At 48.6% G+C, this 24,997-nt stretch carries 20 protein-coding genes; 3 read left to right on the top strand and 17 right to left on the bottom strand.

Annotated elements, in window-relative coordinates; translation table 11 throughout:
- Nucleotides 1-218 precede the first annotated feature (218 nt).
- The 7 genes from NE473_RS04355 to rbsK all read right to left on the bottom strand — a co-directional run bounded on the left by NE473_RS04355 (nt 219) and on the right by rbsK (nt 8,067).
- Nucleotides 219-1,244 (bottom strand): LacI family DNA-binding transcriptional regulator, encoded by a 1,026-nt coding sequence (locus tag NE473_RS04355; protein ID WP_243138588.1) that lies wholly within the window; start codon nt 1,242-1,244, stop codon nt 219-221.
- Between the two features lie 179 nt (nt 1,245-1,423).
- Nucleotides 1,424-2,341, bottom strand: a complete 918-nt coding sequence (locus tag NE473_RS04350; RefSeq protein WP_055649284.1) for an ABC transporter permease — start codon at nt 2,339-2,341, stop codon at nt 1,424-1,426.
- Entirely contained in the window at nt 2,325-3,449 is a 1,125-nt protein-coding gene (locus NE473_RS04345; protein WP_055649283.1) for an ABC transporter permease, read from the bottom strand. Before NE473_RS04345 ends, NE473_RS04350 begins: the two co-directional genes overlap by 17 nt.
- A 1-nt stretch (nt 3,450) precedes the next feature.
- On the bottom strand, nt 3,451-4,974 hold the full coding sequence (locus NE473_RS04340) for an ABC transporter ATP-binding protein (RefSeq protein ID WP_039891269.1): 1,524 nt from the start codon (nt 4,972-4,974) through the stop codon (nt 3,451-3,453).
- 38 nt (nt 4,975-5,012) lie between these two features.
- Nucleotides 5,013-6,107: a BMP family ABC transporter substrate-binding protein gene (locus NE473_RS04335; RefSeq protein WP_050797768.1), complete on the bottom strand. Its 1,095-nt coding sequence runs from the start codon at nt 6,105-6,107 to the stop codon at nt 5,013-5,015.
- Nucleotides 6,108-6,146: 39 nt separating this feature from the next.
- The gene (locus tag NE473_RS04330; RefSeq protein ID WP_055649282.1) at nt 6,147-7,115 is read right to left on the bottom strand and encodes a nucleoside hydrolase; all 969 of its coding nucleotides are present in this window, start codon (nt 7,113-7,115) and stop codon (nt 6,147-6,149) included.
- A 19-nt stretch (nt 7,116-7,134) separates the two neighbouring features.
- Nucleotides 7,135-8,067, bottom strand: a complete 933-nt coding sequence (rbsK, locus tag NE473_RS04325; RefSeq protein ID WP_055649281.1) for a ribokinase — start codon at nt 8,065-8,067, stop codon at nt 7,135-7,137.
- Between the two features lie 262 nt (nt 8,068-8,329).
- On the opposite strand from rbsK, the gene NE473_RS04320 reads away from it, so the two are divergent.
- A complete protein-coding gene (locus NE473_RS04320) occupies nt 8,330-10,222 on the top strand; it encodes a PfkB family carbohydrate kinase (RefSeq protein WP_055649280.1) in 1,893 nt (630 codons plus the stop codon).
- Between the two features lie 165 nt (nt 10,223-10,387).
- Here NE473_RS04320 and NE473_RS04315 read toward each other — a convergent pair whose 3' ends face one another.
- From NE473_RS04315 to NE473_RS04290, 6 genes are all read right to left on the bottom strand, one after another.
- On the bottom strand, nt 10,388-10,537 hold the full coding sequence (locus NE473_RS04315) for a hypothetical protein (protein WP_172682236.1): 150 nt from the start codon (nt 10,535-10,537) through the stop codon (nt 10,388-10,390).
- Nucleotides 10,538-10,614: 77 nt separating this feature from the next.
- On the bottom strand, nt 10,615-13,329 hold the full coding sequence (locus tag NE473_RS04310) for a family 78 glycoside hydrolase catalytic domain (RefSeq protein WP_055649279.1): 2,715 nt from the start codon (nt 13,327-13,329) through the stop codon (nt 10,615-10,617).
- A complete protein-coding gene (locus tag NE473_RS04305; protein WP_055649278.1) occupies nt 13,314-14,831 on the bottom strand; it encodes an FGGY-family carbohydrate kinase in 1,518 nt (505 codons plus the stop codon). The genes NE473_RS04310 and NE473_RS04305 overlap by 16 nt, the downstream gene beginning before the upstream one ends.
- Nucleotides 14,828-15,760, bottom strand: coding sequence for a transketolase family protein (locus NE473_RS04300; RefSeq protein WP_055649277.1), 933 nt, complete (start codon nt 15,758-15,760; stop codon nt 14,828-14,830). The genes NE473_RS04305 and NE473_RS04300 overlap by 4 nt, the downstream gene beginning before the upstream one ends.
- Nucleotides 15,753-16,619, bottom strand: coding sequence for a transketolase (locus NE473_RS04295; RefSeq protein ID WP_055649276.1), 867 nt, complete (start codon nt 16,617-16,619; stop codon nt 15,753-15,755). Before NE473_RS04295 ends, NE473_RS04300 begins: the two co-directional genes overlap by 8 nt.
- Before the next feature lie 91 nt (nt 16,620-16,710).
- Nucleotides 16,711-18,120 (bottom strand): L-fucose/L-arabinose isomerase family protein, encoded by a 1,410-nt coding sequence (locus NE473_RS04290; RefSeq protein WP_006774467.1) that lies wholly within the window; start codon nt 18,118-18,120, stop codon nt 16,711-16,713.
- 228 nt (nt 18,121-18,348) lie between these two features.
- Here NE473_RS04290 and NE473_RS04285 point away from each other — a divergent pair, with 228 nt between their 5' ends.
- Together NE473_RS04285 and NE473_RS04280 are read left to right on the top strand one after the other, a co-directional pair.
- A complete protein-coding gene (locus tag NE473_RS04285) occupies nt 18,349-19,359 on the top strand; it encodes a LacI family DNA-binding transcriptional regulator (protein WP_006774468.1) in 1,011 nt (336 codons plus the stop codon).
- Nucleotides 19,360-19,560: 201 nt separating this feature from the next.
- Nucleotides 19,561-20,478: an alpha/beta fold hydrolase gene (locus tag NE473_RS04280; RefSeq protein WP_055649275.1), complete on the top strand. Its 918-nt coding sequence runs from the start codon at nt 19,561-19,563 to the stop codon at nt 20,476-20,478.
- A gap of 137 nt (nt 20,479-20,615) precedes the next feature.
- Here the strand turns inward: NE473_RS04280 and NE473_RS04275 are convergent, their stop codons facing one another.
- The 4 genes from NE473_RS04275 to NE473_RS04260 form a co-directional block, all read right to left on the bottom strand.
- On the bottom strand, nt 20,616-21,542 hold the full coding sequence (locus NE473_RS04275; RefSeq protein ID WP_055649274.1) for a nucleoside hydrolase: 927 nt from the start codon (nt 21,540-21,542) through the stop codon (nt 20,616-20,618).
- Between the two features lie 82 nt (nt 21,543-21,624).
- The gene (locus tag NE473_RS04270) at nt 21,625-22,470 is read right to left on the bottom strand and encodes a carbohydrate ABC transporter permease (protein WP_006774471.1); all 846 of its coding nucleotides are present in this window, start codon (nt 22,468-22,470) and stop codon (nt 21,625-21,627) included.
- Complete coding sequence (locus NE473_RS04265) at nt 22,460-23,368, bottom strand: carbohydrate ABC transporter permease (protein ID WP_006774472.1); 909 nt, start codon at nt 23,366-23,368, stop codon at nt 22,460-22,462. Before NE473_RS04265 ends, NE473_RS04270 begins: the two co-directional genes overlap by 11 nt.
- A gap of 76 nt (nt 23,369-23,444) precedes the next feature.
- A complete protein-coding gene (locus tag NE473_RS04260; protein ID WP_055649273.1) occupies nt 23,445-24,779 on the bottom strand; it encodes an ABC transporter substrate-binding protein in 1,335 nt (444 codons plus the stop codon).
- Nucleotides 24,780-24,997: the final 218 nt, after the last annotated feature.

Raw genomic sequence — 24,997 nt, 5'->3', positions numbered from 1 at the left:
AGTCTTTTATTTATATTTTTTGTGCAAATAAGCCAAATACACTCAGATAAACGCAAGTTAAATCACATTCTTTATTTTCATCCTAGTTTTCACATTTAATTCTCAAATGAAAAATTCCAAAAAAAATAAAGGCGGAAAACGATGCTGTATTCTTCGTTTTCCGCCTTTATGATGTATGATATTTATCTTTTATTTATCTTTTTATTTATCTTATCTGTTTATTTTAATCTTCCCACCGAATCACGCTCCACCACAAACGGTGTGAAATAATAGTTTCTGGCCGGCTCCGGTTCATCAGAGGCCGGCGCCTCGATTCTGCGCAGCAGAACTTCAACCGCCTTGGAGGCCATTGTATCCGTATTCTGGTCCACGCTTGTCAGGGGCACATCCATGAGGCCGCACAATTCCGTGTTATCGTAGCCGATCACAGACAGGTCGCCGGGTATGGAAAGCCGGTGTTCCTTTGCAAAGAGATAGACACCGTAAGCCATCAGATCATTTCCGGCAACCACTGCGGTGACGCCCTTCTCCCACAGAACCTCCATCCCGGCCCGCCCTGACTCTATGTCATAATTTCCATAATACACAAGATCCTTGTCAAAAGGGATCTTTGCTGCAGCCAGCGCTTCGCGGTACCCTTCCACCCGCTTTCTGGAAGTATAGACATTCATCTCACCGACGAGACAGCCGATTCTGGTATGGCCGTGTTTTATTAAGTACTCTGCGGCAATCCGGCCGCCGTGTTTATTATCCGCCGTCACGAAATCGCAGAAAACCGCATAGGCGGCCCGGTCCAGCAGTACCATGGGGACTCCGCTTTTCTGAAGGGATTTTAACAATTTTACATTCTCTTTATCCATCGTTCTGGGCGGTATGACAAGTATCCCATCCACATTCTTGGCCATCAGCCCTTCGATTGCCATATAAAAGCACTGGATATCATCATTCGTATAACACTGAAAGACCGTGTATTCCTGGTAAAACGCATGTCTCGACGTCTCCTCCGCCAGCCTGTGATAGAAGGAACTCATCACATCCGGCACCACCATGCCAAGCGTCTTCACCTTCTTGAATTCCGAAAAGTCAATCTCCGATTCCTTCTGAAACTGCATTTCTCTGGCGACACGGAGAATGTGCTCCTTCGTGTCCTCCGCAATTCTGGAAGGGCGGTTATTCAAAACCAGCGACACCGTGGTAGGCGATACCCCTGCCGCTTTTGCAATGTCTTTCACTTTTACTTTCAATGTTATCCCTCCCAATGGTTAGTTGATAAATATATTTATCAATAATATATAATATTTATCAGGTGGCGTCAACTGTTTTCTTCTTTTCTCATAATTCTTTCATGCAAAGCGAAACTATCCGGTAAATCTGACTCATCAGTATTTACCGGATAGCATAAGGCGCACAGCAGAAGCATTCATTAAATCGACATTTCCATACCTGCGCTGCTTCCCTTTTTCCAGTTTCGGCTGTTGATAAAAAGTGCAACCAGGACTGCAATATAAGGAAGCATATCCGTAATTTGATTCGGTATACTAACCTGCTGCAGCGTAAGGCCAATGCCCTCCATCATGCCAAAAATCAGACAGGTAACCAGAACTTTGACCGGGTGCCCCTTCGAGAGAATAATGATAGCCAGGCTGATCCAGCCACGTCCATTGGACATGTTCTCTGTAAACATTCTCATAATTCCCAGGGACAGGAACGTACCTCCTATACCGCACAGAAAACCGCATATTAAAATAGAAATAAACTTCAGAAGTTCAGATTTGATTCCCACCGAGTCAATTACCTTCGCATCAAATCCCGAAGCCCTGAGCCTGAGGCCGAAAGACGTCTTATAAATCAATATGTACACAAGGGGAACAATAACAATCAGGGTAATATAAAGAGGAAACGCATGGCCGCTGACAATCTGTCCCAGCACAGGAATGTCTTTAACGAACGGAATATTCCATCGCGGAAGCGCTTCAATTCTCGGGCTGATTAAAGATCCCTTTACCTGAAAGAGCTGCCGCAGGAAATAGGTTGTCGCCCCGAGCACAAACGTATTAATTGCAATACCTGTGATAAATTCACCCGTTTTCATCTTTAATACAAAAAAAGCAAATAACAGGGAAATCAACATACTTCCCAGAATTCCGAACAAAAGTCCCATAGCCCAGGATTCGAACATGTACGATCCCACAACGGAAGTAAACGCGCTGACCAGCAGCATCCCTTCCATAGAAATGTTAAATACGTTAGCATGCCAGGTAAACAGTCCTCCAAGAGCAGCAAGCAGCGCCGGTATCATGGCCGGTAAGGCCGATTTTAGAATTTCAACGAACAGATTCACTCTGATTCACCCCCTTATGTAAACTGCGTGTTTTCTTGAATGCAGCCAGCTTATCCAAAAAGATTCCGGAATAGGAACGGAATGCCACAACCGACAGAACTGTAATTGCGATAAGCATCTTTGTGAATTCTGATGGTACTCCGGTATCCAGCTGCATCCCCGTAGATCCCGACTGGAAAATCGAGAATATAATTGCATAGATAAACACACCCGTGACCTGGTTGCCAGACACGATGGATATCATGAGGCCGTCATCAGCATAACTCTGCCCAAGGCCGCCCAGGAAACGATGCTGCTGGCTGGCTCCCATTATCATCATGACTCCTACCAGCCCTGCCAGAGCGCCGCTGCTTAACATCACCTTCATAAAATTTTTGTCGGTTTTGCACCCGCCAACCCGGGCAAAAAGCCCGTTTTTCCCCATGATCCGCATTTCATACCCTGTTCGGCTTTTTTTCATATAGAACACTGCAATGATGTAAACGGCAATCATAATAAATGCAGCACAGTCTATCTTTCCCATCGCCGGTAAAATCGCACCTCCCGGCACAACCGGGCTGGCAGGCCAGGATGCCCCTGGATCCTTTAATGGATTTGTAATCAAATATCTGGTAAAATAATCTGCAATAAAATTAAGCATTAACGTTATAATAAATTCATTCATTCCAAAGCGCTGGCGTCCGAGTGCTGCAAGACCCGCATAAAGCGCTCCCGCTGCCATCCCGCCAATTATCATAAGCGGAATCAAAAGCCAGGAAGGAAGCGGTACATACAGCCCGATCAGTGTTGCCGCCATAGCCCCCATAAGAAGCTGGCCAAACTGACCAAGATTTGAGGCTCCCGAGCCAAGGGCAATCGACGCCGATGCCCCCGCTATCAGCAAAAATACTGCCCGGTTAATTGTATTGGAAATTCCCACGCTCGTGGATAAACTGTATTTCAAAATGCTTGCATAGCTTTCCATGGGGGAATATCCCTGAGACGCCAGCATCAGCATACCGATTACAATCGCCGTCACTACTCCGAGAAATACCGTAAACCCCTTTTTCACTTCCGGCGATGCAGTAATCCTTTTCGCAAAGCTTACATTCGTCTTATTCTGTTCCATTTCAGTCACTCTTCACCCCCAGCATGTATTCGCCGATCTCTTCTCTGGTCGTTTCCGACGCCAGCTTCTCCGCAGCGATCTTTCCCTTGTGCATAACCACTATACGGTCAGATAAATTAAACAGCTCATCAAGGTCTGCAGAGACCAGAAGCACTGCCTCGCCCTCGTCCCGCTTATCAACAATTTTTCGGTGTATGTATTCGATCGACCCGACATCCAGGCCGCGTACCGGCTGGTCAACTACCAGGAGAGAACTGTCAAGTTCAAACTCCCGTCCGACAATTACCTTCTGCTGGTTTCCTCCCGATAATGCGCCAATCGGCATTCGGGGGCCCTGGCAGCTCACCTGATATTGACTGATAATCTGGTTTGACAGCTGGCGACATTTCTTTTTGTCCAGAAGGCGTGTTTTTCCTACCAGCCGGTCACTGACGTAGTGATGTGTCATCATAACATTTGTTTCAATACTGTCTTCCAGAGAACTACCGCTGATCTTCCGGTCCTGGGGTACATAGGCTATGAGACGTCTTCTTCCATGGACATCCATTTTCGAAATATCTTTCCCCTCCAGCAGTACTCTGCCTTTCGATTCCATCAGTCCCATTACCGCCTGAACCATCTCATACTGGCCATTCCCCTCCACACCTGCAACACCGACAATCTCTCCCTTATGAACCGTCATGGAAACGTGGTCTAAATCCATCTTCCCTGGTATCCCCGGATTTTCAACCGCCAGATCTTCAATCTGCAGTACAGCTGTTCCCGGTTTTGCAGCTTTCTTATCTATGGTAAGCATGACTTCCCTTCCTACCATGGCACTGGCCAAATCAGCCTTTGTAAGTCCCTCATTCTTTCTGGTCCATATCAGTCTTCCAGCTCGCATAACTGTAATGCGGTCAGAAATACGCAGTACCTCATCCAGCTTATGACTGATAAACAGAATCGTACAGCCCTCCGACTTGATCCGGTCCAGAAGTCCAAAAAGTTCATCCACCTCCTGAGGAGCCAGCACTGCGGTTGGCTCATCAAGAATCAATGTTTCTACATCACGGTAAAGCAATTTTATAATTTCAATTTTCTGTTGTGCCGCGATCGAGATATTTTTAACTTTTTCATCCAGAGGAATATCAAACTTAAAATCAGTCATAATCTTCTCCAGCTTTTTTCTCGCTGCAGACAGATTGAGCAGTCCATTCTTCGTAGGTTCATTCCCCAGCACAACATTTTCCAAAACTGTATATTCGCCAATCAGCATGAATTCCTGATGCACCATGCCAATTCCTTTTGCAACGGCTTCTTTAGGAGAACCAATGGCGGTTTTGCTTCCATTTATTGCGATTTCCCCTTCATTCAATTTTTCCATCCCGAACAAAACCTTCATCAGAGTTGACTTTCCTGCGCCATTTTCTCCGATAATCGAATGAATCTCCCCCAGAGTAATATCCACGCTTACATCCTTTAAAGCCACATTATTCGGCGGATACACTTTAACAATATTCCTCATCTCAATATAAGAATCAGCCACAGTGCCCATACCCCTTTCACAAATCTATTCTGTATTAATTACTCTGTATAGCGTTCTACGGTCACCTTTCCATCTACGATATCATCCTGTACCGCATTGATCTCCGTGATCATTTCAGGAGTCAGAATCTCTTTGGAGTATTCGTCAATTGCAAGATAAACGCCGGAAGGGCCTGCACCTTTCGAATAGACCGTACCCTTTTCAAATGTTCCGTCCTCTATCTTCGAAAAGGTATCATAAACCGCTCCATCCAGATCCTTGATTACGGAGGCAACAACATGTCCCGGATATAAACCGTTCTGATTAGAATCTACACCAATCACATACTTCTGTTCTTCATTTGCCGCTTCAAGAGCCCCATTTCCGGAGGTTCCTGCCGCCTGGAATACAATATCCGCCCCCTGTGCATACAGCTGTTTCGTTGCTGTCTTGCCTTTTACAGGATCAAAGAAATCCCCTACATAAGAAACAAGAACTTTGATCTCCGGATCTACAAATTCAACTCCCTGTTTAAATCCAGACAAAAAGCCTTTGATTACCGTTATTTCCTGTCCTCCTACGAATCCAACCGTTTTCTCCGGATTTGCATAAGGCAGATCGCTGGTTGTCACTTTCGCAGCAAGCACACCAGCCAGGAACGCACCTTCTTCGCTGATAAAGGTATAGCTGCTGACTGTCTTATTGGAATTTTCGATGACAAAGTCCAGATTTACCATCGTAACGTCAGGATACTGATCTGCATATTGTGCAAACAATTCCTCAAATCCATATGCGTCTGCAAACACCACATCAGGCTGCCACTGGAAACAGGCCTCCATGGACTCTGCATATTTTGCCGCATCATTATTATTCTCTATCACCGTAATTTCAGCGCCAAAATCATCTTTAATCCGGTTCATGCCCCGTACCACAGAATCTGTAAAACCATTATCTCCCTGCGCACCTGCCGTCACATAAGCCACTCTCATCTTCTTTGTTTCTTTTGCAGCCTCAGTCTGGCCTTCCGCCTGGCTTTCCGTCTTAGCCGGCGTTGTGTCTTTGCCTGTCTCTGTACTCGTTGTCTTCCCACCGCAAGCAGTAAGCGTCATAGCCGCCGCCATAAGTAACGCTGTTACCTTCATTAATTTTTTCATGTTTTTTCCTCCAATCATTATTTTATCTCAATACATTTACTATTTTCCAAGGATTTCCTTAAGCATCGCTGCAAAAAGCTCTTTATCCGCTCCCAACGCAACCTTTGCATTAGGGACATCCCTCTTATTTCTCTTTCCGACATCGCAGATACACTGTCCATCGGAAGCACCCCCATTTATATCCACATCAACATGAACAGAGACCACATTTTTCAAAACTGCCGGATTAATTACCGCGCATACAGCGAGCGCGTCATGAACCGGCACTGTATTGATATCATCCATCGGCTGCCAGTTCTTATAAGCGCTCCACCGCCGTTCAATAATGTCGGCAGAGACAACAGAAGCTTTTGTTCCCATGCGTCTTAACTCTTTTGCGTCCTCAATAGAAACCGCGGCCGCATGTGTTGCGTCCAGAGGCACAATCGTGATATCGCAGCCGCTGTCAATTACAATCTTTGCCGCCTCCGGATCAATCCAGAAATTAAATTCTGAGGTAGGAGTAATATTCACCTCCCTGCAGCCTCCGCCCATCAGGACGATCCGCTTAATCTTAGCAGCGATGGCTGGTTCTATCCTGAGTGCCATCGCTATATTTGTAAGCGGCCCTACTGGTATCAGGGTAATATCCCCAGCAGATTTCATCAGGGTATCCACCAGCCATGACACCGCATTCCCCGGCGCCGCACTGATCGTCGCCGGCGGCAGCTCCACATAATCTCCATGAACGTTATCTTCCGGATCCTCCGGCCCCGTATATGGGATTTCCTTCCTGCGTCCCGGCGTCAACGACACCACCATCGGAAGCGAGCAGCCTTTATGTACCGGTACATCGCACGCCCCCATATACTCTACTACCCGCAGAGTATTTTCCGTGGTAAATTCAATACCGCGGTTACCGTTTACCGAACAAATGCCCATAACCTCCAGTTCCGGTGACTGCAGGGCAGTCATAATGGCAATCGCATCATCCGTTCCAGTATCAACATCGAGTATCACTTTCTCCATGATTAAATCCTCCTCTTTTTTAAACCGCCAGCACATCCCCCAGATAATCCTTCAATTCTTCTCTTGCAGGCAGTGATTCCTGTGCTCCTTTTCTCGTCACGGCAATAGCCGAAGCTGCATTAGCAAATCCCAGCGCGGCACCTTCCTCCATTCCTTCCGCAAGCGCGGCCGCAAACGCTCCGTTAAAGCAGTCTCCTGCTGCAGTCGTATCAACCGCCTTAACCTTTTTGGCAGGGTACAGACACTCCTCACCTTTTTTAACGAGAAGCGCTCCTTTCTCACCCAGTGTAACAATAACGCACCCCGCTCCTTTTTCCAAAAGTATCATGGCTCCTTTTTTCATACTGCTTACGCTGCAGTCTGTCACGCCGCTTAATTTCATCAGCTCTGTTTCATTGGGTGTAAGATAATCAACGTTCCGGCACAATTCCTCCGGCAGTTCATCAGGCGCCGGGGCCGGATTGAGAATCACCGTCTTCCCCGCTTCCTTAGCCATCATCGCTGCACAAAGTACGGAATCATACGGAATCTCCATCTGAAGCACAACATAATCGCACCACTCAAACAATTCTCTCTGTCTCTTCAAATATTCCGCGTCACATTCTTTATTAGCGCCGGGAATCACAACAATATTATTATCACCATGGGAATCCACACAGATAACCGCAGTTCCTGTAGGCTGATCGTCACTTTTTTTCAAATAAGATGTGTCAACCCCTGCCTTTTTTAGATTTTCTATCTGTTTTTCACCAAATTCATCCTTCCCAACGCATCCCAGCATCCTTACTTCTCCTCCCAGCAGGCCGGCAGCACACGCCTGGTTCGCTCCTTTGCCTCCAGCTCTGTAAGACAAGTCATTTCCAAGGACCGTTTCACCGACTGTCGGAATTTTTTCAAGGTTTACAGACATATCCATATTCAGGCTTCCCACTACCAATATGCCTTTACTCATCTCTTCCTCCTTTTTAAGTCATTTTGCCAAGGAAAATGTTTTCCTAAATCTTTTTCTTAGTTTTATATTATCATACTTTTTTATCTTGTCAATACTTTTTATGCATTTTATTTTACAAAAATATTTTTGTAAATAGTTTTCTTGTATATTTTGTATATCACATTTTTACTTTAACATTGACAAAGCTTATCTTCTATACCATAATAGAGATAAATCATTGCCAGAAAAAGGCAAATATTGTAAATGACTGAGAGGGAGCTTCATGACGATCAAGGAAATTGCCCAGTTGGCCGGCGTATCTATATCAACCGTATCCAAAATTGTTAATAATAAAGACGAGAACATCAATGTCGAGACAAGAAACAGAGTATTAAAAATTGTCAAAGATTATAATTATACGCCCTATGGCACTGCAAAAAACACTTCTGAGGCCAAAACGTTTATTCTTGGCGTACTGTTAAAATCAACGCCAAAAACAAACCTGTTTTTAAACGGAATCATCCTCGCCGCGCAAAAAAACGGTTACAGCATTCTTTTATATGACAGCGCAGAGAGTACTTCTGTTGAATTAAAAAATATCACATCTTTATGCAAGAACAACGTTGATGGCGTCATCTGGGAGCCGGTCAGTCACCTAAGCCTGGAATACGAGCGTTATTTTAATGAGCAGGGCATCGAAACCTGCCGCATCAATGGACCCGATGATCCAGCCTCCTACTCCATTGATTTCGCGCAGATGGGATATGAAGCAGCTCAGATCCTGATCCGCCACGGCCATTCAAAACTGGGATGTCTCACCAAACAGGACAGCGCCCGTTCCGCCATGGTCTTTGACGGTTTTAAAAAATGTCTGTTTGATCATGGCATCCCGTTTTACGACACGATGAATCTTCCTGTGGAAAAAGATGACTGGTATAATGCCATGCTGTCCCACACTCCAACCGGAATTGTCAGTACCCACTATGCCTCCTCTCTGATTCTGATGAAGCAGCTGGCAAAAATCCAGTTTCTGGTTCCCTACGATTTATCGCTCATAAGCCTCCGGGATGATGTAAGAGAAAATCTGACCTTTCCTGAAATCTCCAGCATCAAGATACCCTACTATGAATTCGGTTCCTTTGTCTGCGAACGCCTCATTGAGAAATGCGAAAAGAAAGGACCGTCCGCTACCGTATTTTCCACCGCCTATCCATTGGAAAACACCAGCAGTATCGATGTTCCATTTTCTTCCCATGCAAAGAAAATCATCGTCGTAGGCAGCATCAATATCGATGTTACTCTGAATGTAGATGAACTGCCCCAGCCAGGAAGAACAGTCAGCACAAGCAAACACTCCGTAATACCGGGAGGGAAGGGGGCCAATCAGGCTGTTGGGGCTGCAAAGCTCGGCAATGAAGTATCCCTCATAGGAAAGGTTGGTAATGATTACGACTCCACCATCGTCTACGCATGCATGGAGGAAAATCATGTGGATGTACAGGGTATCCGCCGTGATCCCCATTCAGAAACGGGCAAGGCCTACATTCATGTACAGAATGACGGCGAAAGTATGATCACCATCCTGACCGGAGCAAACCAGCACCTGATGCCATCCGATATCACTCCCTATGGCAAACTTTTTGAAAACGCCGGTTACTGTCTTCTTCAGACAGAAGTTCCTGAAGAAGCCATAAAAACGGCAGCTCTCCTGGCCCGCAGCCATGGTGTCTGCAACATTTTAAAACCGGCTGCCATGAACCGCATCAGTGATTCCCTCATGGAACTCATTGATATTTTCGTTCCAAACAGGAAAGAAGCCGAACTTCTCTGTCCTGGAGTTCCGGATATTGAGGGAAAAGCCGAGGCTTTCTTAAAAAAAGGAGCGAAGACCGTTATCATTACCCTGGGGCATTCCGGCTGCTACATCAAGGCCCCTGAATTTACAGGTTATCTTCCGGCTGCGGATTTTACGCCGGTTGACACAACCGGTGCGGCAGACGCTTTCATTGCAGCTCTCGCCGTCTATCTGTCTTCCGGACATACGATTGCAAAAGCGGCCAAGATCGCTACCTACGCAGCCGGTTTCTGTGTGTCACGGCAGGGTGTTATTCCGGCGCTTATTGACCGTAATTCACTGGAAACCTATATCAAACGGATAGAACCGGATATTCTTTAGCCTATACCTCCTGGCAGCTGTCCAGCACAGAAGCAGCGCGTCTCTTCTTTTCACCTGACCGCCACGATATGAGAAACCGTCTGAGTCTGGAATCCCGGATCAACTGGTTCCCGCTTCCCTTATCCATGTGCTGCCTGGATAAATGTTAGAACAGGAAAAAGACAGCTATTCGCTGTCTTTTTCCTCATAAACTTCCCTGTTCTCTTCATACCTCAGTGTGTTGGGTCCCAGAAAATGGCCGGTTTCCCAGTGGTTATTAAAGGTATCAACTTCCTTTGCAACCTCTTTTTCAAGTTCATGACTCTCTTTCTCCATCTTATCACCTCAGGGATAGTATGGACAGCCAGGCGTCATTTTATATCAGAATACTGCGCATCATGATAAATTATATTTTAATCTGTCATCTGCTGTTCGAATACAATCCGATACCTCCCCGAACCGGTATTGGCCTCCATGAATCCTTCCATAGCCCGAAATTCCAGTCCATCGGCTTCCTCCACACGAACTGCACGGTCGAGGCGTATGGATGCACTGGTGTTGGCCGGGATTTCTGCAAGCAGCGAAATCCTGCTGCCCTCTGCCTCCCAACGGACGCGGACCGGACCATATACCGTCTCATGAACGGCATCCGTATAGCTCAGTCCTCCGCCCATGCGCGGCCAGATCACCAGGTGCCGGAATCCGGCTCCCTCCTCTGCTTCATCCGTATCAATTCCCGCCATGACGCGGTACATCCATTCACCGATGGCGCCGTAAGCATAATGGTTAAAAGAATTCATCCCCGGGCTCCACATGGTTCCATCCGGTTTGATGCCGTCCCAGTGTTCCCAGATCGTGGTGGCTCCCATTTTTACCTGATACAGCCAGGAAGGGTAATCTTCCTTCAGGAGCAGGTCATACGCCTCTTTCAGACAGCCATTCTGACTCAATGCATGGCAGAAATACGGGGTTCCGATAAAACCGGTCACAAGATGGCCGTTTTCTTTCTCCAGAAGCCGTTTCAGGCCATCGGTAACCGTCTCCTTCTTCCCCTCCGGCACCAGTCCGAAGAAAAGGGCCACGATGTGGGCCGTCTGTGTCTGAGCCGTCATCGTTCCGTCTTCATGGAAAAAGGTGTCCTGGAATTTCTTCACGATATGGCCATATAACTCTTCGTATTCCGCCGCTTCCTCTTTCTTTAATATGGCCGCAATTTTAGCAAATAAGCCGGTGGAATAGGCAAAATAGGCGGTGGAGGTCAAATCGGTAGGTGTGGCTCCGAAAAAGCTTCCCTCCTCGGCGTCAAGCGCAACCCAGTCGCCCAGCTGGAGCCTGTAATTCCAGATGTAGTCCTCCGAATGCTCCTTCATAAATCCAATCCACCGCTTCATACTGTCATACTGACGCTCCAGTATCGCCGTATCGCCGTACATCAGATACATGGTCCAGGGAATGATCACCGCCGCGTCTGCCCAGGCCGAGGCGGAATGCGGTCCCTGCTTTAACAGCCAGTTCCCCTCCGCATGTTCCTCCTCGATATTGGGGATTACGTGGGGCACTCCGCCTTCCGGAGTCTGGTCTGCCTTTAAATCCCACAGCCATTTCTTATAAAAGGTATACGTATCCATCAGATAACACGCTGTCCGGCAGAAAATCTGGGCGTCTCCCGTCCAGCCAAGACGCTCGTCCCGCTGCGGACAGTCGGTGGGAACATCCAGGAAATTGCCTTTTAAGCCCCACAGGTAATTGTGGTGAAGCTGGTTTAACAGCGGGTTGGAACAGGTGATTTCTCCCGCCGGCGCCATTTCCGAATGAAGGGTTTCCGCTGTAAACGCTTCGGCAGTCGGAGTGCCCGGATAAGAGATTATAAGGGCGTAACGGAATCCCATATAGGTAAAGTACGGATGATATGTAATCTCCCCATCTTTCCCGAACACATACTTCATGGTCGTTTTTGCCTTCCGGAGGTTGTCCAGATAGACATTTCCTTCAGCGTCCAGAATTTCAAAGCACCGCAGCTCGATCACATCGCCCTTCCTGCCGCATCCGGTCACACAGATTCTGCCGGCCATATTCTGGCCGAAATCAATGACCGTCTCTCCTTTCGGAGTGACAAATACTTCTTTTGCCGGAATCCTGTCGATGACCGTTACTCTTGCTCCTCCCTGCGCATGGAGGACGGAAGCGTCGAACGGAACGATCTCCGTCCTATGCCAGGTCTCCGGGTCTTCGCCGCGCCCTGTTTCACACGCCCGGTCCTCTCCCGCCTCTTCACCGCCGCACCATCCCGGGATCTCCAGGGCGGCGTCATACGTTTCTCCGTGGTATATCTCCGAAAATACAACAGGTGCATCCGCACCCTTCCAGTCCTCTCCGGTACGGATCACCTCTTCCCGGCCATCATCGTATCTTAACACCATCTGCATGGCAAATGCCGTCTGGTCCCCATAGTTATTGCGGGATCTCGTAAGCCCCATGACGCCTTTATACCAGCCGGCCCCAACCATCGCGCCCGCCGTATTGATGCCCTCTTTCAGGCAGCCGGTTACATCGTATGTCTGATAAAGCAAATGCCTGCGGTAGGAGGTCCATCCGGGTGTCATCTCATCCGTTCCCACCTTGCTTCCATTTAAGTAAAATTGATATAGCCCCAGCGCGGTAGTAAAAGCATACGCCTCAGTCAGGCCTTTTCCAACGGAAAAATCCCCTCTTACGAGAGTGCCCCTGGACTCCTCCCTGCAGGCCGGTGCGGATTCCGCAGATACAAACGGCGCCTTCCACTCCCCGTTGTCAAGCAGTGCTGTCACAAATTCGCCGCAGCACCAGCCGCTTTCCTCTTCCTCCGTCCATACGCGGACCCGGACGTAATACCTGACTGCTGATTTGAGAATTGCGGCAGAGTCCCCTTTTGTCCCTGCCGGGCGGACGTGGGCAGATTCACTGCTTTCGACCCTTCCGCTGTCATAGACAGGCGTTTGAAAATCCCTGTTTTCTGCAATCTGAAGGCGGTATGCGCTCTGAACCACGTTCCGCTTATCCGACTTCAGTTTCCAGCTAAACTGAGGCATTTCTTCTACGCCCACCGGGTCCTTCTCATAATCCATTAAGACTTTTACGATCTCCAACATGATTGATCTCCTTCTCCGGAGGCCAGCACCATTTTTACAGCCGCCGTCCATCCTTTCAGCTTTTCTTCCCGTTCTTCCGGCCCCATTGCAGGTACGTACTCCCTACTTCTTAAGTTTCCAAACAGGGATTCGTCATAGATACCGGCTCCCAGCCCGGCCGCATAGGCGGCTCCCAGCCCGGACAGTTCTTCTACCTCCGGCACCCTGATCCTGCTGTTAAGTATATCACTCTGAAACTGCATGAGGAAGCTGTTTTTTGTAGGACCTCCGTCTACCCGCAGTTCTACCTCATGGATTCCGGAGGCCTCCTTCATCAGTTCCACAATATCCGCGATCTGATAGGCAATGCTGCAGAGTCCCGCTTTTACCAGCTCCGCCCGGCCGGTGGTCCGGCTCATACTTATAAAGGCCGCCGACACATCGCTGCGCCAGTACGGTGCTCCCAGCCCTGAAAATGCCGGAACCAGATAGGTATGATCCGCCGGATTGGCTCTTTTCGCCAGTTCTTCCGACTCTCCCGCACTCGCAAGCAGCCCCAGCTGGTCTTTCAACCAGGTAATCACGGCTCCCGTATAATTGATGTTCCCTTCCAGTACGTACTGGACCCGGCCGCCTGTCTTCCACGCCAGCGAGGTCACAATTCCCAGGTCTGAAAAAATGGGCGCTTCCCCGATATTCATCATAATCGAAGAACCGGTTCCGTATGTAGTCTTCATCATCCCCTTCGAAAGGCAGCCCTGTCCGAACAGCGCGCCGTGGGAATCCCCCATCACGCCATGGATCGGCACCTCTCCCGGCAAAATCCCCTCGAAATCCGTCATTCCGAAAAATCCATCCGAATCGGTTACGTCGGGCAGGCAGGCGCTCGGAATCCCAAATATCCCGCAGAGGGTTTCATCCCAGGCTAACTCACGGATATGAAACAGCTGGGTTCTGGAGGCATTGGAATAATCCGTTCGGAACTCCCGCCCTTTCGTCAGCCGGTATACCAGATAACTGTCCATCGTTCCACAGCAGAGTTCTCCTCTGGCGGCCAGACTTGCAGCTTCTTTTACATGCTCCAGAATCCAGGCCAGCTTTGCGGCAGAAAAGTACGGGGACAGTCTAAGGCCCGTTCTTCTTCTCACCTCTTCGCCCGCGCCGGGATTTAACTGTGTGATCCGCTTACAGATCTCCTCTCCTCTGGCGCACTGCCAGACAATCGCGTTATACACAGGCTTTCCGGTGCTCCGGTTCCACGCCATGGCCGTTTCTCTCTGATTACTGATTCCCACACAGGCGACTGCGCTGGTGTCCACACCGCTTTTTTTCATCAGTTCTTTTACCACCAGAAGTGTATTCTGATAGATTTCTTCCGGATTGTGCTCCACCCAGCCCCGTTCATCGACCAGCTGGGCATGGTTTTTGTCCGCACGGCATAACAGAATTCCGTTTCCGTCAAACAGCATTGCCTTCGTCCCCTGGGTGCTCTGGTCGATTCCTATGATATAGTTCTGCTTCATGCCAACAGCTCCATCGCCTTTGCCGCAATTCCTTCTGCGTTCAGGCCGTAATAGTCGAATACTTCCTTTGAGGTACCTGTAATCACCGGTGCATCCGGTAAGGCAAGTATGCCCATTTTTCTCGGGCAGTTCCTGCCAAGCACCTGGCTGACCATGGAACCAAGACCGCCGAACGGCACATGCTCCTCCACCGTAATCACAGCCCGCACTCCTTCTGCCGCCGCAATGACAGCCTTCTCATCCAGCGGCTTTAAACAGTACATATCAAGAACAGAGGCTGAAATTCCGTGCTTCTTCAAAAGCTCTGCCGCCTGTTTCGCAGGACGCACCATCTCACCACAGGCTATTATGGCGATATCTGTTCCCTCGCAGACAGCCGTCGCGCGGTCCATCTCGAACGGTACCCGGCCTTCTTCGTAGATATCTTCCACCGGATTTCTGCCGACACGGATATAGGCGGGTTTCTCATCCTGAACCAGTGCTTCCATCAGTTTTCTCGTCTGATGGCGGTCGCTTGGCACGTAGACCCTCATGTTCGGAATCGCGCACATGGCCGCAAAATCCTGGGCCGAATGATGGCTCATTCCCAGGGCCCCGTAGCTGATTCCTCCGCTGATTCCTATCAGCTTCACATTTGTGTTGGAGTAGGCCACATCCACCTTGGCCTGTTCATAGCTTCTCGTACTTAAGAAGCAGGCCGGAGATGCCGCGTAAGGCTTCTTTCCCGCCTTCGCCATACCGGCGGATATGCTGACTAAGTTCTGTTCCGCAATCCCGGTTTCCACAAACTGCTCCGGATACGTTTCCGCAAACGGCGTCATGGAGGCGCTGCCTCTGGAGTCACTGCACAGGACCACGATATCCCTGTCGCTCCCGGCCCGTTCCATCAAAACATCACAGATCACCTGTCTGTTTGGTATTTTATTCATCACGTAAAACCTCCTTGTTATGAGCACTCCGCGAGTGTTCACCGGCTTCCCGTTGGCTCAGTTCTCTGACAGCCGCCTGATACTGTGCCTCATCCGGCACCTTATGATGCCATTCCGCACGGTTCTCCATAAATGATACGCCACAGCCCTTCGTTGTATTGGCAATCACAACGGTCGGACAGCCTTTCGTTTTCTTTGCCTGTTCAAACGCCTCCAGCAGGGCGTCAATATCATTGCCCGGCACGCTGAGTGCATTCCAGCCAAACGCCGCAAAGCGGGCAGCTAGATCGTCGTGGTGCATCACGTCCTCCGTGGAGCCGGATATCTGCAGTCTGTTTCTGTCTACAACCGCACAGAGATTATCCAGTTTATACTGGGACGCAGCCATTACGCCCTCCCAGACAGACCCTTCCGCCAGTTCTCCGTCCCCCATAACCGTATAGACACGGCTGGGGCGTGCATCCATTCTGCACGCCTTTGCTATGCCCACACAGACCGGAAGCCCGTGTCCTAAGGAACCGGAATTCATCTCGATTCCGGGCAGTTTATTGTTGGGATGGCCGATATATCCGGAACCGAATTTGGAAAAATTCTGAATGACATCCCCGATATCCAGAAATCCTTTTGCAGCCAGAACCGAGTAGTAAGCTTCTACGGAATGGCCCTTGCTCATTACAAAGTAATCGCGGTCCGGATCGTCCTGATTTTCGGGGCTGATATTCATTTCCTTCATGTATAGGCTGGTCAGAATTTCCATCACGCTGAAATCTCCGCCGATATGACCGGTCTTTGCCCGGTATACCATGTCCAGCACATTTTTACGAAGCGCATACGCCAGCGCTTTTAACTCTTCATTCATTGCCTGTTCTCCTCGCTATGAGCACCGGCCAACGCCTTTCGGGCCGCCTGCGTGCGTAATCCATTCTCCATGTCTCGCCAAACGTTCCGCTCTATTTTCCGGATGGGCTGTATATGGCCGCTTTTACCTCTTCCTCAATGGGGTCATACAAATCCGGGGCAACCCCTATGTATTTACACGCTTCATAGAGCACCGGCACCACATCCTTATGAATCCCCACGCAGTGGTGGATGTACGGCCCGCAGACCAGCTTGTTTTCCAGCCGTTTTAAATCTTCCACCTCGACCCACACATACGTGCCCTTGGTATACGGCCCTTCCACGCCTTTCGCATGCCCCAGAAGCAGAGAATACTCCCCATTGTCTCCGTCAAACCGGCACAGCGTCATATCCCCGTGCTTTGCTTCCGCTTCCACTGCTCCCGGATAGTCGAAGGCCAGAGGATAACCGATGGCTGGTTTTTCTTTTGCCACGGAAACCGGCCACGGGCCGCAGTGCTGAAGCAGCTCGCCGTTTTCATTGTCCGGATGGCGCACCGTCCAGTCCGCAAAGAAGGTTCTCGCCTCATCCATACCGGCCGCTTCAGCCATAACAGCCGTGACGGCTCCGTGAATGTCCGTCTCACAGACTACAGGAATTCCTTCCTCATTTAATAAAGAATTGGCCGCACACGGCATGATCCCGATTTCTCCCTGAAGGGCATTCCAGCACTGGATGGCAATCGCATTGCAGCCGTACTTTCCGGCCAGACGCTTCATGGCGACCTTTAAGGCAGCCACATTTTCCAGCTGTTCCTCATTGATCTTCACGCACATACTGCTTTTGCAGTACTCCATCACGGCCTGTACCTCCGCGCCTTCCGCCTTCGCCCGCTTCATCTCAGACGTCAGCTCCGGAATCGGAACCGGAGACAGCTGAATGTTAAACTTCTCCAGCAGCTCGCCTTCGTTGCACATGGTAGACCAGAAGTCAAACGGTCTGGGCCCGATCTGAAGAATTCTCGTATGGCGGAATACCTTTACCACGTTGCAGACCGCCAGGAAATTACGAATGCCGTTCTCGAATTCTTTATCTTCCAGACGGCAGTTTGTTAAATAGGTAAACGGAACCTGAAATCTGCGAAGAACCTTTCCGGTGGCAAATAAACCGCACTGGCTGTCTCTTAAGCGGATTCCGTTCTCATCCGGCCGCTCGTCTCTCGGCCCCCATAAAAGCACCGGCACGTTTAAACGCTTTGCAAGCCTTGCACAGACGTATTCCGTTCCAAAATTACAGTGAGGCAGAAACAGCCCGTCTACCCCGGCTTCCTCAAAACGCTTTACAACGGCCTCCAGATCATTGTCGTCATATAAAAGTCCCTCTTCATTGATCCCGTCCAGACTTACAAATTCTACTCCCAGCTCTTCCAGGCGTTTCTTCGTTAATCCTGCAAATTTCAGTGCATCCGGTGCGCTGAAAATACTTCTTCGTGTAGGTGCAAACCCCAGTTTGATCGATACCATATGCTTCCTCCTCTTAAACTGCAATTAAATTGTATTAAATTATATCTTTATTATTAACTTAATTATATTAAATTTCATTTGAAATGTCAATTGAATTCAACTTAATTTTTTTAAATATTGTATGAACTATCTATTGACGAATTCAATGAATTCCTGTATGATTAAATCATATATATAAAGAAGATTTTCGATCATGAACCGGAATGAAAAGGATCAGGAGGGCCAAGTATGTCAATATCAGCAAAAGAGCTGGCTCAGAAGTTAAATATATCAGCCGCTACAGTTTCCATGGTATTAAACCGCAAACCTGGAATCAGCGAAAAGACCAGGAATCTCGTCCTGGAGGCTGCCAGAGAATACGGATACGATTTTTCAAAGAAATGGGATGCAGGCGAAGAAAAAGGCAGTATCCTATATGTTATTTATAAAAAGCACGGAACTGTCGTCGCGGACACGCCGTTCTTTTCCCTGCTGACCGAAGGCATCGAACAGGCCTGCAAGGGGAAAGGCTACGAACTCCAGATTACCTATTTTTATGAGCACAAGGATATCAGTTCTCAGATACAGGAGCTTTCCGAGAAAAACTGTCAGGGGATTATCCTGCTGGGTACAGAGATGGGTGTGGAATACTTCCAGCCGTTTACCAGGCTGAAGGTTCCCATGGTTGTTCTGGATACGTATTTTGAAGAGCTTGCCTGTGACTCGGTTCTGATTAATAATGTGCAGGGCGCATATCTGGCGGCCAACTATCTGATCGAAAAAGGGCTGAAAGACGTCGGTTATCTGCGCTCCTCCTACCCCATCGGCAATTTCGAAGAGCGGGCAGATGGATATTACAAGGCGCTGCGCCATCACAACCTGCCCACAGGCCATCCCTACGTCCACAGACTCACCCCTTCCATGGAGGGCGCGTACACCGATATGGCGGAACTTCTTCGCGAAAAAACGCCGGTCGCCCCGGCCTACTTTGCTGACAATGACTTAATCGCCGCCGGCGCCATGCGGGCATTCAAGGAATTCGGATACCGGATACCGGAAGATATCTCCATCATCGGCTTTGATGACACTCCCATCTGCGATTTCCTCGAGCCGCCCCTCACCACCATGGAGGTTCCTAAAAAGCGCCTCGGTGAACTGGCAGTCTTACGGCTTTTACAGAAGATTGGCGGAGAGACGAAGGTGATGATTAAGACGGAGGTTTCCGTGAAGCTCCACGAGAGGAAGAGTGTTCGGGAATAGGCGCAGAACAGGACAGAGAGTTGAATACCGAAATAAATACTGATTAAATCAGCCGTCCCCGGAAGTTCCGGAGGGCGGCTTTTTGGATCTCCGCAAGTTTATATTGACATTCCCTCCCCCAGCACTTAAAGTATAAGGAAACCAACAGCAAATTCAGCAGCAGTGGCGTGCGCAGTTTGATACAGCCATACCGGAGGAACCATGCAGATCAACGAACAATTAAAACTTCCCATTAACGGAGTATTGCAGTACGTATCCATACGGGCAGAAGAGGCCGGACTGCCTCTTCTGCTTTATCTTCACGGAGGTCCCGGGGATGCCGCGCTTCCACTGGTCTTAAAATATAACCGCGAGCTGGAAAGCCATTTCACGGTGGCTGTATGGGAACAGCGCGGAGCCGGAAAATCCTATTACGATTTTGGGGACAGCATCATCACAATCGACACGTTTCTGCAGGATCTTCACTCCCTGATCATGCTTCTCACCGACCGCTTTCATCAAAAAAAGCTTTTTCTGCTGGGCCATTCCTGGGGAAGTGTGCTGGGGCTCACCTACGCCGCAGACCACCCGGAGATGCTGCACGCTTATATCGGCTGCGGCCAGGTCGTAAACATGAAAAAATCCTGCCGCCTTTCCTATGATTTTGCGGCAGCCCACGCCGGCCCCAGGGCATTGGAACGGCTGAAGCACACAGACTGCACCTATACCGGAGAAAACTGGCTGGACGATCTGCTTTTCGTGACGGGACAGGTTGTGAAACACGGAGGCTCGCTTTATGGAAGAAACAATTATAATGATCTGATTATCCCCTTCCTGTTTTCCCGCTATTACTCGATACCGGATTTAATCCGCAGGCAGAAGGGGAGTCTCCAGTCCATTGAACGCTTATGGCCGGAGCTCATGGGGATCAATTTTGAGGAAAAAACCATATACAAAGTACCGGTTGTATTGATAGAAGGAAGACATGACATGCATGTCTCATCGGAATTGGCAAAAGAATATTTTGACACCATCGAGACGGACAAACAATTCTTCTGGTTTGAAGAGTCGTGCCACTTTCCGCAGTGGAGTGAAAACAGACGGTTTCATAAACTTATGACAGAATTAAAAAACAGGTAAGCCGCAGCAGTAACCGGAAGCGGAGTCTGAACGGCTGCCTTAAATTTAATAAAATCCACTACCATGCATTGATAGTGGATTTTATTATTCTCCAAACAGATCATCCGGAGGTCTTTCGTCTAATAAGGTTTACTTCTCTAAATAAGCCCTTTCGGATGCTTCTCATGAAACAACGCCAGCTTCGCAAAGAAATCATCCAAAATCAACCGGCTGTCAATGGAATGGTAAATACGGATCGGCCTGTTCAGCTTCGTATGAATGTAAGCCATATCCTCCGTCACCAGCGGAGCCTCTAACCAGTCAAACTCGAACCGGTGTTCATATAACAGAAGCCCCACGGCCGGACTGTCCCCGACCACCCAGGTCTCGCCGGTACGGAATGCGCTGTTTCTCGGCCCTTCCTCCTGTGCGTGCTCATCGAGCTGCTGCAGTAAATACTCACCGATCTCTCCATAAGGGGCCACCTTATACTCCAGTTCCGCCAGTGACAGCGGCATCATCTCGTAGACATTCTTCGGAACCTGCCAGATCTCCATTTTACTCTGGAAGACCACATTGGCCGCATGGATATCATTTCCCAGATTGAACTCAGGACCCCCGGCCGGATATCTTCCGCCGCCGATCCAGATCGCTGTCATTCGGGCAGCAATCCGCGGCTCCATGAGAAGGGCGCTTGCAAGATCCGTAAGCGGCCCCAGGAAAATGGCAAACAGCGGCCGGTCATCCTCCTTCATGGCCTCTCTCACAATCAGCTCTGCACCCTCGCTGACGACCGGAGTCGTCTTATCCGGTATTGCATGAGGCGCACCGTGGTAAATCATGCCTTCCTTCGGGAAATGCATCTTGTCAAAGATAACCTCCAGCTCCCGGTAACTGCGTTCCATGGAATCTGCGTGTCTCGTTCCATAATGGGCCGCCACCATTCCCACATTCTCAAATTTGGGACTTAACAGAGCCTGGACAATGGCAAACTGGTCATCCGCCTCGTTTTTGGCATCCGTATCTACGATCAGCCGTACAATCTTCTCTTCCGGCACATGAAACTTATAATCTGTGTATCTCATCCGAATCACCTTCCTTATTCTGTTATTCGTCTTCGGTAATTTCCATTCAGCAGTTTTCAGCCGTTTAGCTCCGGCAGCCCTGTTACCCCTTCACGGCCCCATTCGTCAGACCGGACACAAAGTACTTCTGGAAATAACCGAACACCAGCATCAGCGGCAGCGTGACCATACAGATACCGGCCGTATACTGCCCCCATTCAACGCCCATCTCAGTCTTAAAATTTAAAAGTCCCACAGGAAGCGTCTTAATCAATGCGTTGGAAGCCGTCGTAATATTGGCCCACATCAGTTCGCCCCAGTTTCCGATAAAGGTAAATACGATAATGGTAGCGATCGCCGGCTTCACAAGCGGAAGCATGATATGGAAAAACGCCTCAAACTCCGTACAACCGTCGATACGACCGCTCTCGATCAATTCCTCCGGAATCGTCTCAAAATACTGCTTGATGATATACATGGAAAATGGAATCTGCCACGCAATATACGGTAAAATCAGGCTGGCTCTTCCTCCGGTCAAATGCATCTTGCTCATCATGGAATAGAGTGAAATGTAAATGGCAATTCCCGGAATGAAATTGAACACCATAAATGCATCCATGATCATATTCGCCTTCGGAATATATAATTTAGCCAGAGCATACCCGCCCAGCAGCGAAACGATGGTGGTAACCGCAACAGACACGACGGTTACGAACACACTGTTTCCAAAATACGTTCCCAGCTTTCCCACACTCCACGCCTTCGCGTAGTTCATGATCTCCACATTCTGCGGAAGACCGAATAAGTTCACGAAGAACTCTTTATTAGACTTAAATGAAGTAAAGAACATGAATAAAATCGGGTAGGCAACCACGATTGTATAAGCGCCCAGCACTGCGTAGGCCAGCACCTTCATACCTTTATTCATACTGAACATTCTATCGCTCATCGTTACCTCCTTTTATCAGCTTCTTGACCAGAATCATGCCGATCAGCACGATCAGCACGAAGATCATACTCATCGCGGAACCGTAGCCGTAATTGTTAAATGAGAAAGAGTTCTGAAGAATCCATAACGGCATAACCGTGGTCGCCTTGGCCGGACCGCCGTTGGTCAAAGCCACAACCGTATCGTAAATCTTCAATCCGCTCATAACCGCAAAGATTGTTGACAACTGAACAAACGCCATAATCAACGGCAGAATAATCTTCTTGAATATCTGGAAATCGGTTGCCCCATCCAGTCTGGCAGACTCAATCAGCGAGTTGTCGATTCCCTGCATACCGGCGAAACAGAGTACCATGGTAAGCCCCACCTGTTTCCACGCCGAAACGAACAGAATACAGTTTAACGCGGTTCCCTTGTTGGTCAGCCACGCGTGCTGTAAATTTTCCAGGCCGACAGCCCCCAGAATATTATTTAAAATACCGATTTCCGGTTCATACACGAACGCGAAGATCAGCGCTGTGATAACCGCCGGAATCATACTCGGGGAGAATAGAATCGTCCGGAAAAAACCGCCCCATTTTTTCCCCACATAAAGCAGCAGCCATGCCATCAGGACACCGATGATGACGCTGAAAAAGGCCGATGTCACACCGAGATAAACGCTGTTTCTGATGGCCATAAGAAACGTTTTATCGCGGAATGCGGAGATATAATTCTTGAAACCAAGAAAGCTTCTCGGCCCGAAACCGCTCCACTCCTGGAATGACAGGATAAAGCTGTCAAAAAAAGGAATGACGGCAAATATAAGATAGATGACGATGGCGGGCATCAGGAACGCAAATCCCGCAACCATATACTTTTTCTCGATACTGCTCATTTTTCTCTTTGATTTCTGCATATTTTTTACCTCTATGTAAGGAAAAGGGGGAGCGCCGCCAGCACTCCCCTCTCAGCGCATGTTTCCTGCTTCTTCCTTATTCGCCTTTCACGGTTCCCTGCCTTAAATCTTCCAGCTGCTGCAGTGTGTCTTCCACACTGGTGCCGCTGCAGACCATGCCGATCATATCATTCTGAAGGAAGGAATTGATCTCAGAAGAAAGTCCCTGCATCTGCTTGTAACCCACTACGTTGTCGCCTACAGTTGTGGCAAGAAGGTCTTTTAAGATCTGGCTGTCAACCTTATCCTGCATGGAAATGGTAGCAGGCAGTCTTCCGCTCTTAATGATCTCTTCAATTCCTGCATCACTTGTATAATACTTCATGAATCTTACCGCTTCCTCCGGATGCTTTGCATTGGCCGGAATAAACAGTGCGTTTGTTACTGTGTTCAGAGCGTATTTTCCGCCTTCTGCTACGTACGGGAACGGAAGGATTCCAACTTCAAATTCACTGTTCTTCGTATATTCGCCTGCGTTGGAGCCTGCGTCAAACATCATGGCAACCTTTCCCTGATACCATGCGGCCTGTGTCTGATCCTTCGTGGAGGTTAACGCGCCCTCGCCCGGATACCAGTATCCTGCATCGTATACGCTCTTCCAGTTCTCAAGACATTTCTTTAAGCCTTCACACTGTGTAAAATCGCCTTTGCCGGAAACAAACTCTTCCAGGATTCCGTCGTTGGCCATATACTGATAGGCGAACTGAAGAAGCTGATGGTTCTGGCCGTTCCAGTTGCCGATACCGTACACGCCGTTATCCTTGAACACCTTACATGCTTCCACCATCTCGTCCCAGGTAGTCGGAAGCTCTACGTTATACTGGGTAAATAAATCTTTATTATAGAAGATTGTCTCAATAACCGGCTGGTAGCTGACTGCGTAATACTTTCCATCCACCATACCCGCATCTATGTAAGCCGGAACGAAGATATCCTTCCACTCGTTGTTGTTCTCTGTTAAATATGGAGTTAAGTCATACGCCATGTTGTCCTCTGTAAACGCATTGATCTGGCTGCCCCAGAAGAAGCTTACGTCTACCGGATCGCCGGAGGCAATACCTGTCTTGATGACCTGCTCCGCGTTATCAAAGTCTACCGGAACGATCTCTACCTTAATGTCCGGATTCTCTGCCTGGAATCCTGCCACGATATTCTGATTATACTCGGAATCAGAGCCATAGAAACGAATGGTGGTCACCTCTCCGCTCTTTGCCGCTTCCGTTGCTGCTGTAGTATCTGCTGCGGTGGAATCTGCCGCCGCAGTCGCTGCGCTTTCCTTTGTCTCTGTACCTGAATTCGAACTGCCGCACCCCGTCATCATCATCCCCGCCGCCAGGGCAACTGTAAGAACTGTTGTTAATTTCCTTTTCACGATTCTCCTCCTTGTTAAACACTATTGAATTTTTATTTAATTAGTAATTAAATTATATCTAAAATATACACCAGTAATTAAGTTTTGTCAATATGATTTTACTAAATTTTGTAATATTTCTTTTGCATTTTCGTCTATTCCTTATATAGGATCTGACACGAGCCTGAAGGCTTCAGGATATGGGCTTAATATTATTAAATTTTTATTTAATTTTTTCA

Source organism: Hungatella sp. SL.1.14 (assembly GCF_024460495.1).
In the GTDB taxonomy this organism is placed as follows: Bacteria; Bacillota; Clostridia; order Lachnospirales; family Lachnospiraceae; genus Hungatella; species Hungatella hathewayi.
Note: the sequence above shows the minus strand (reverse complement) of the source record. Positions and strands in the feature narration are given on the sequence as shown.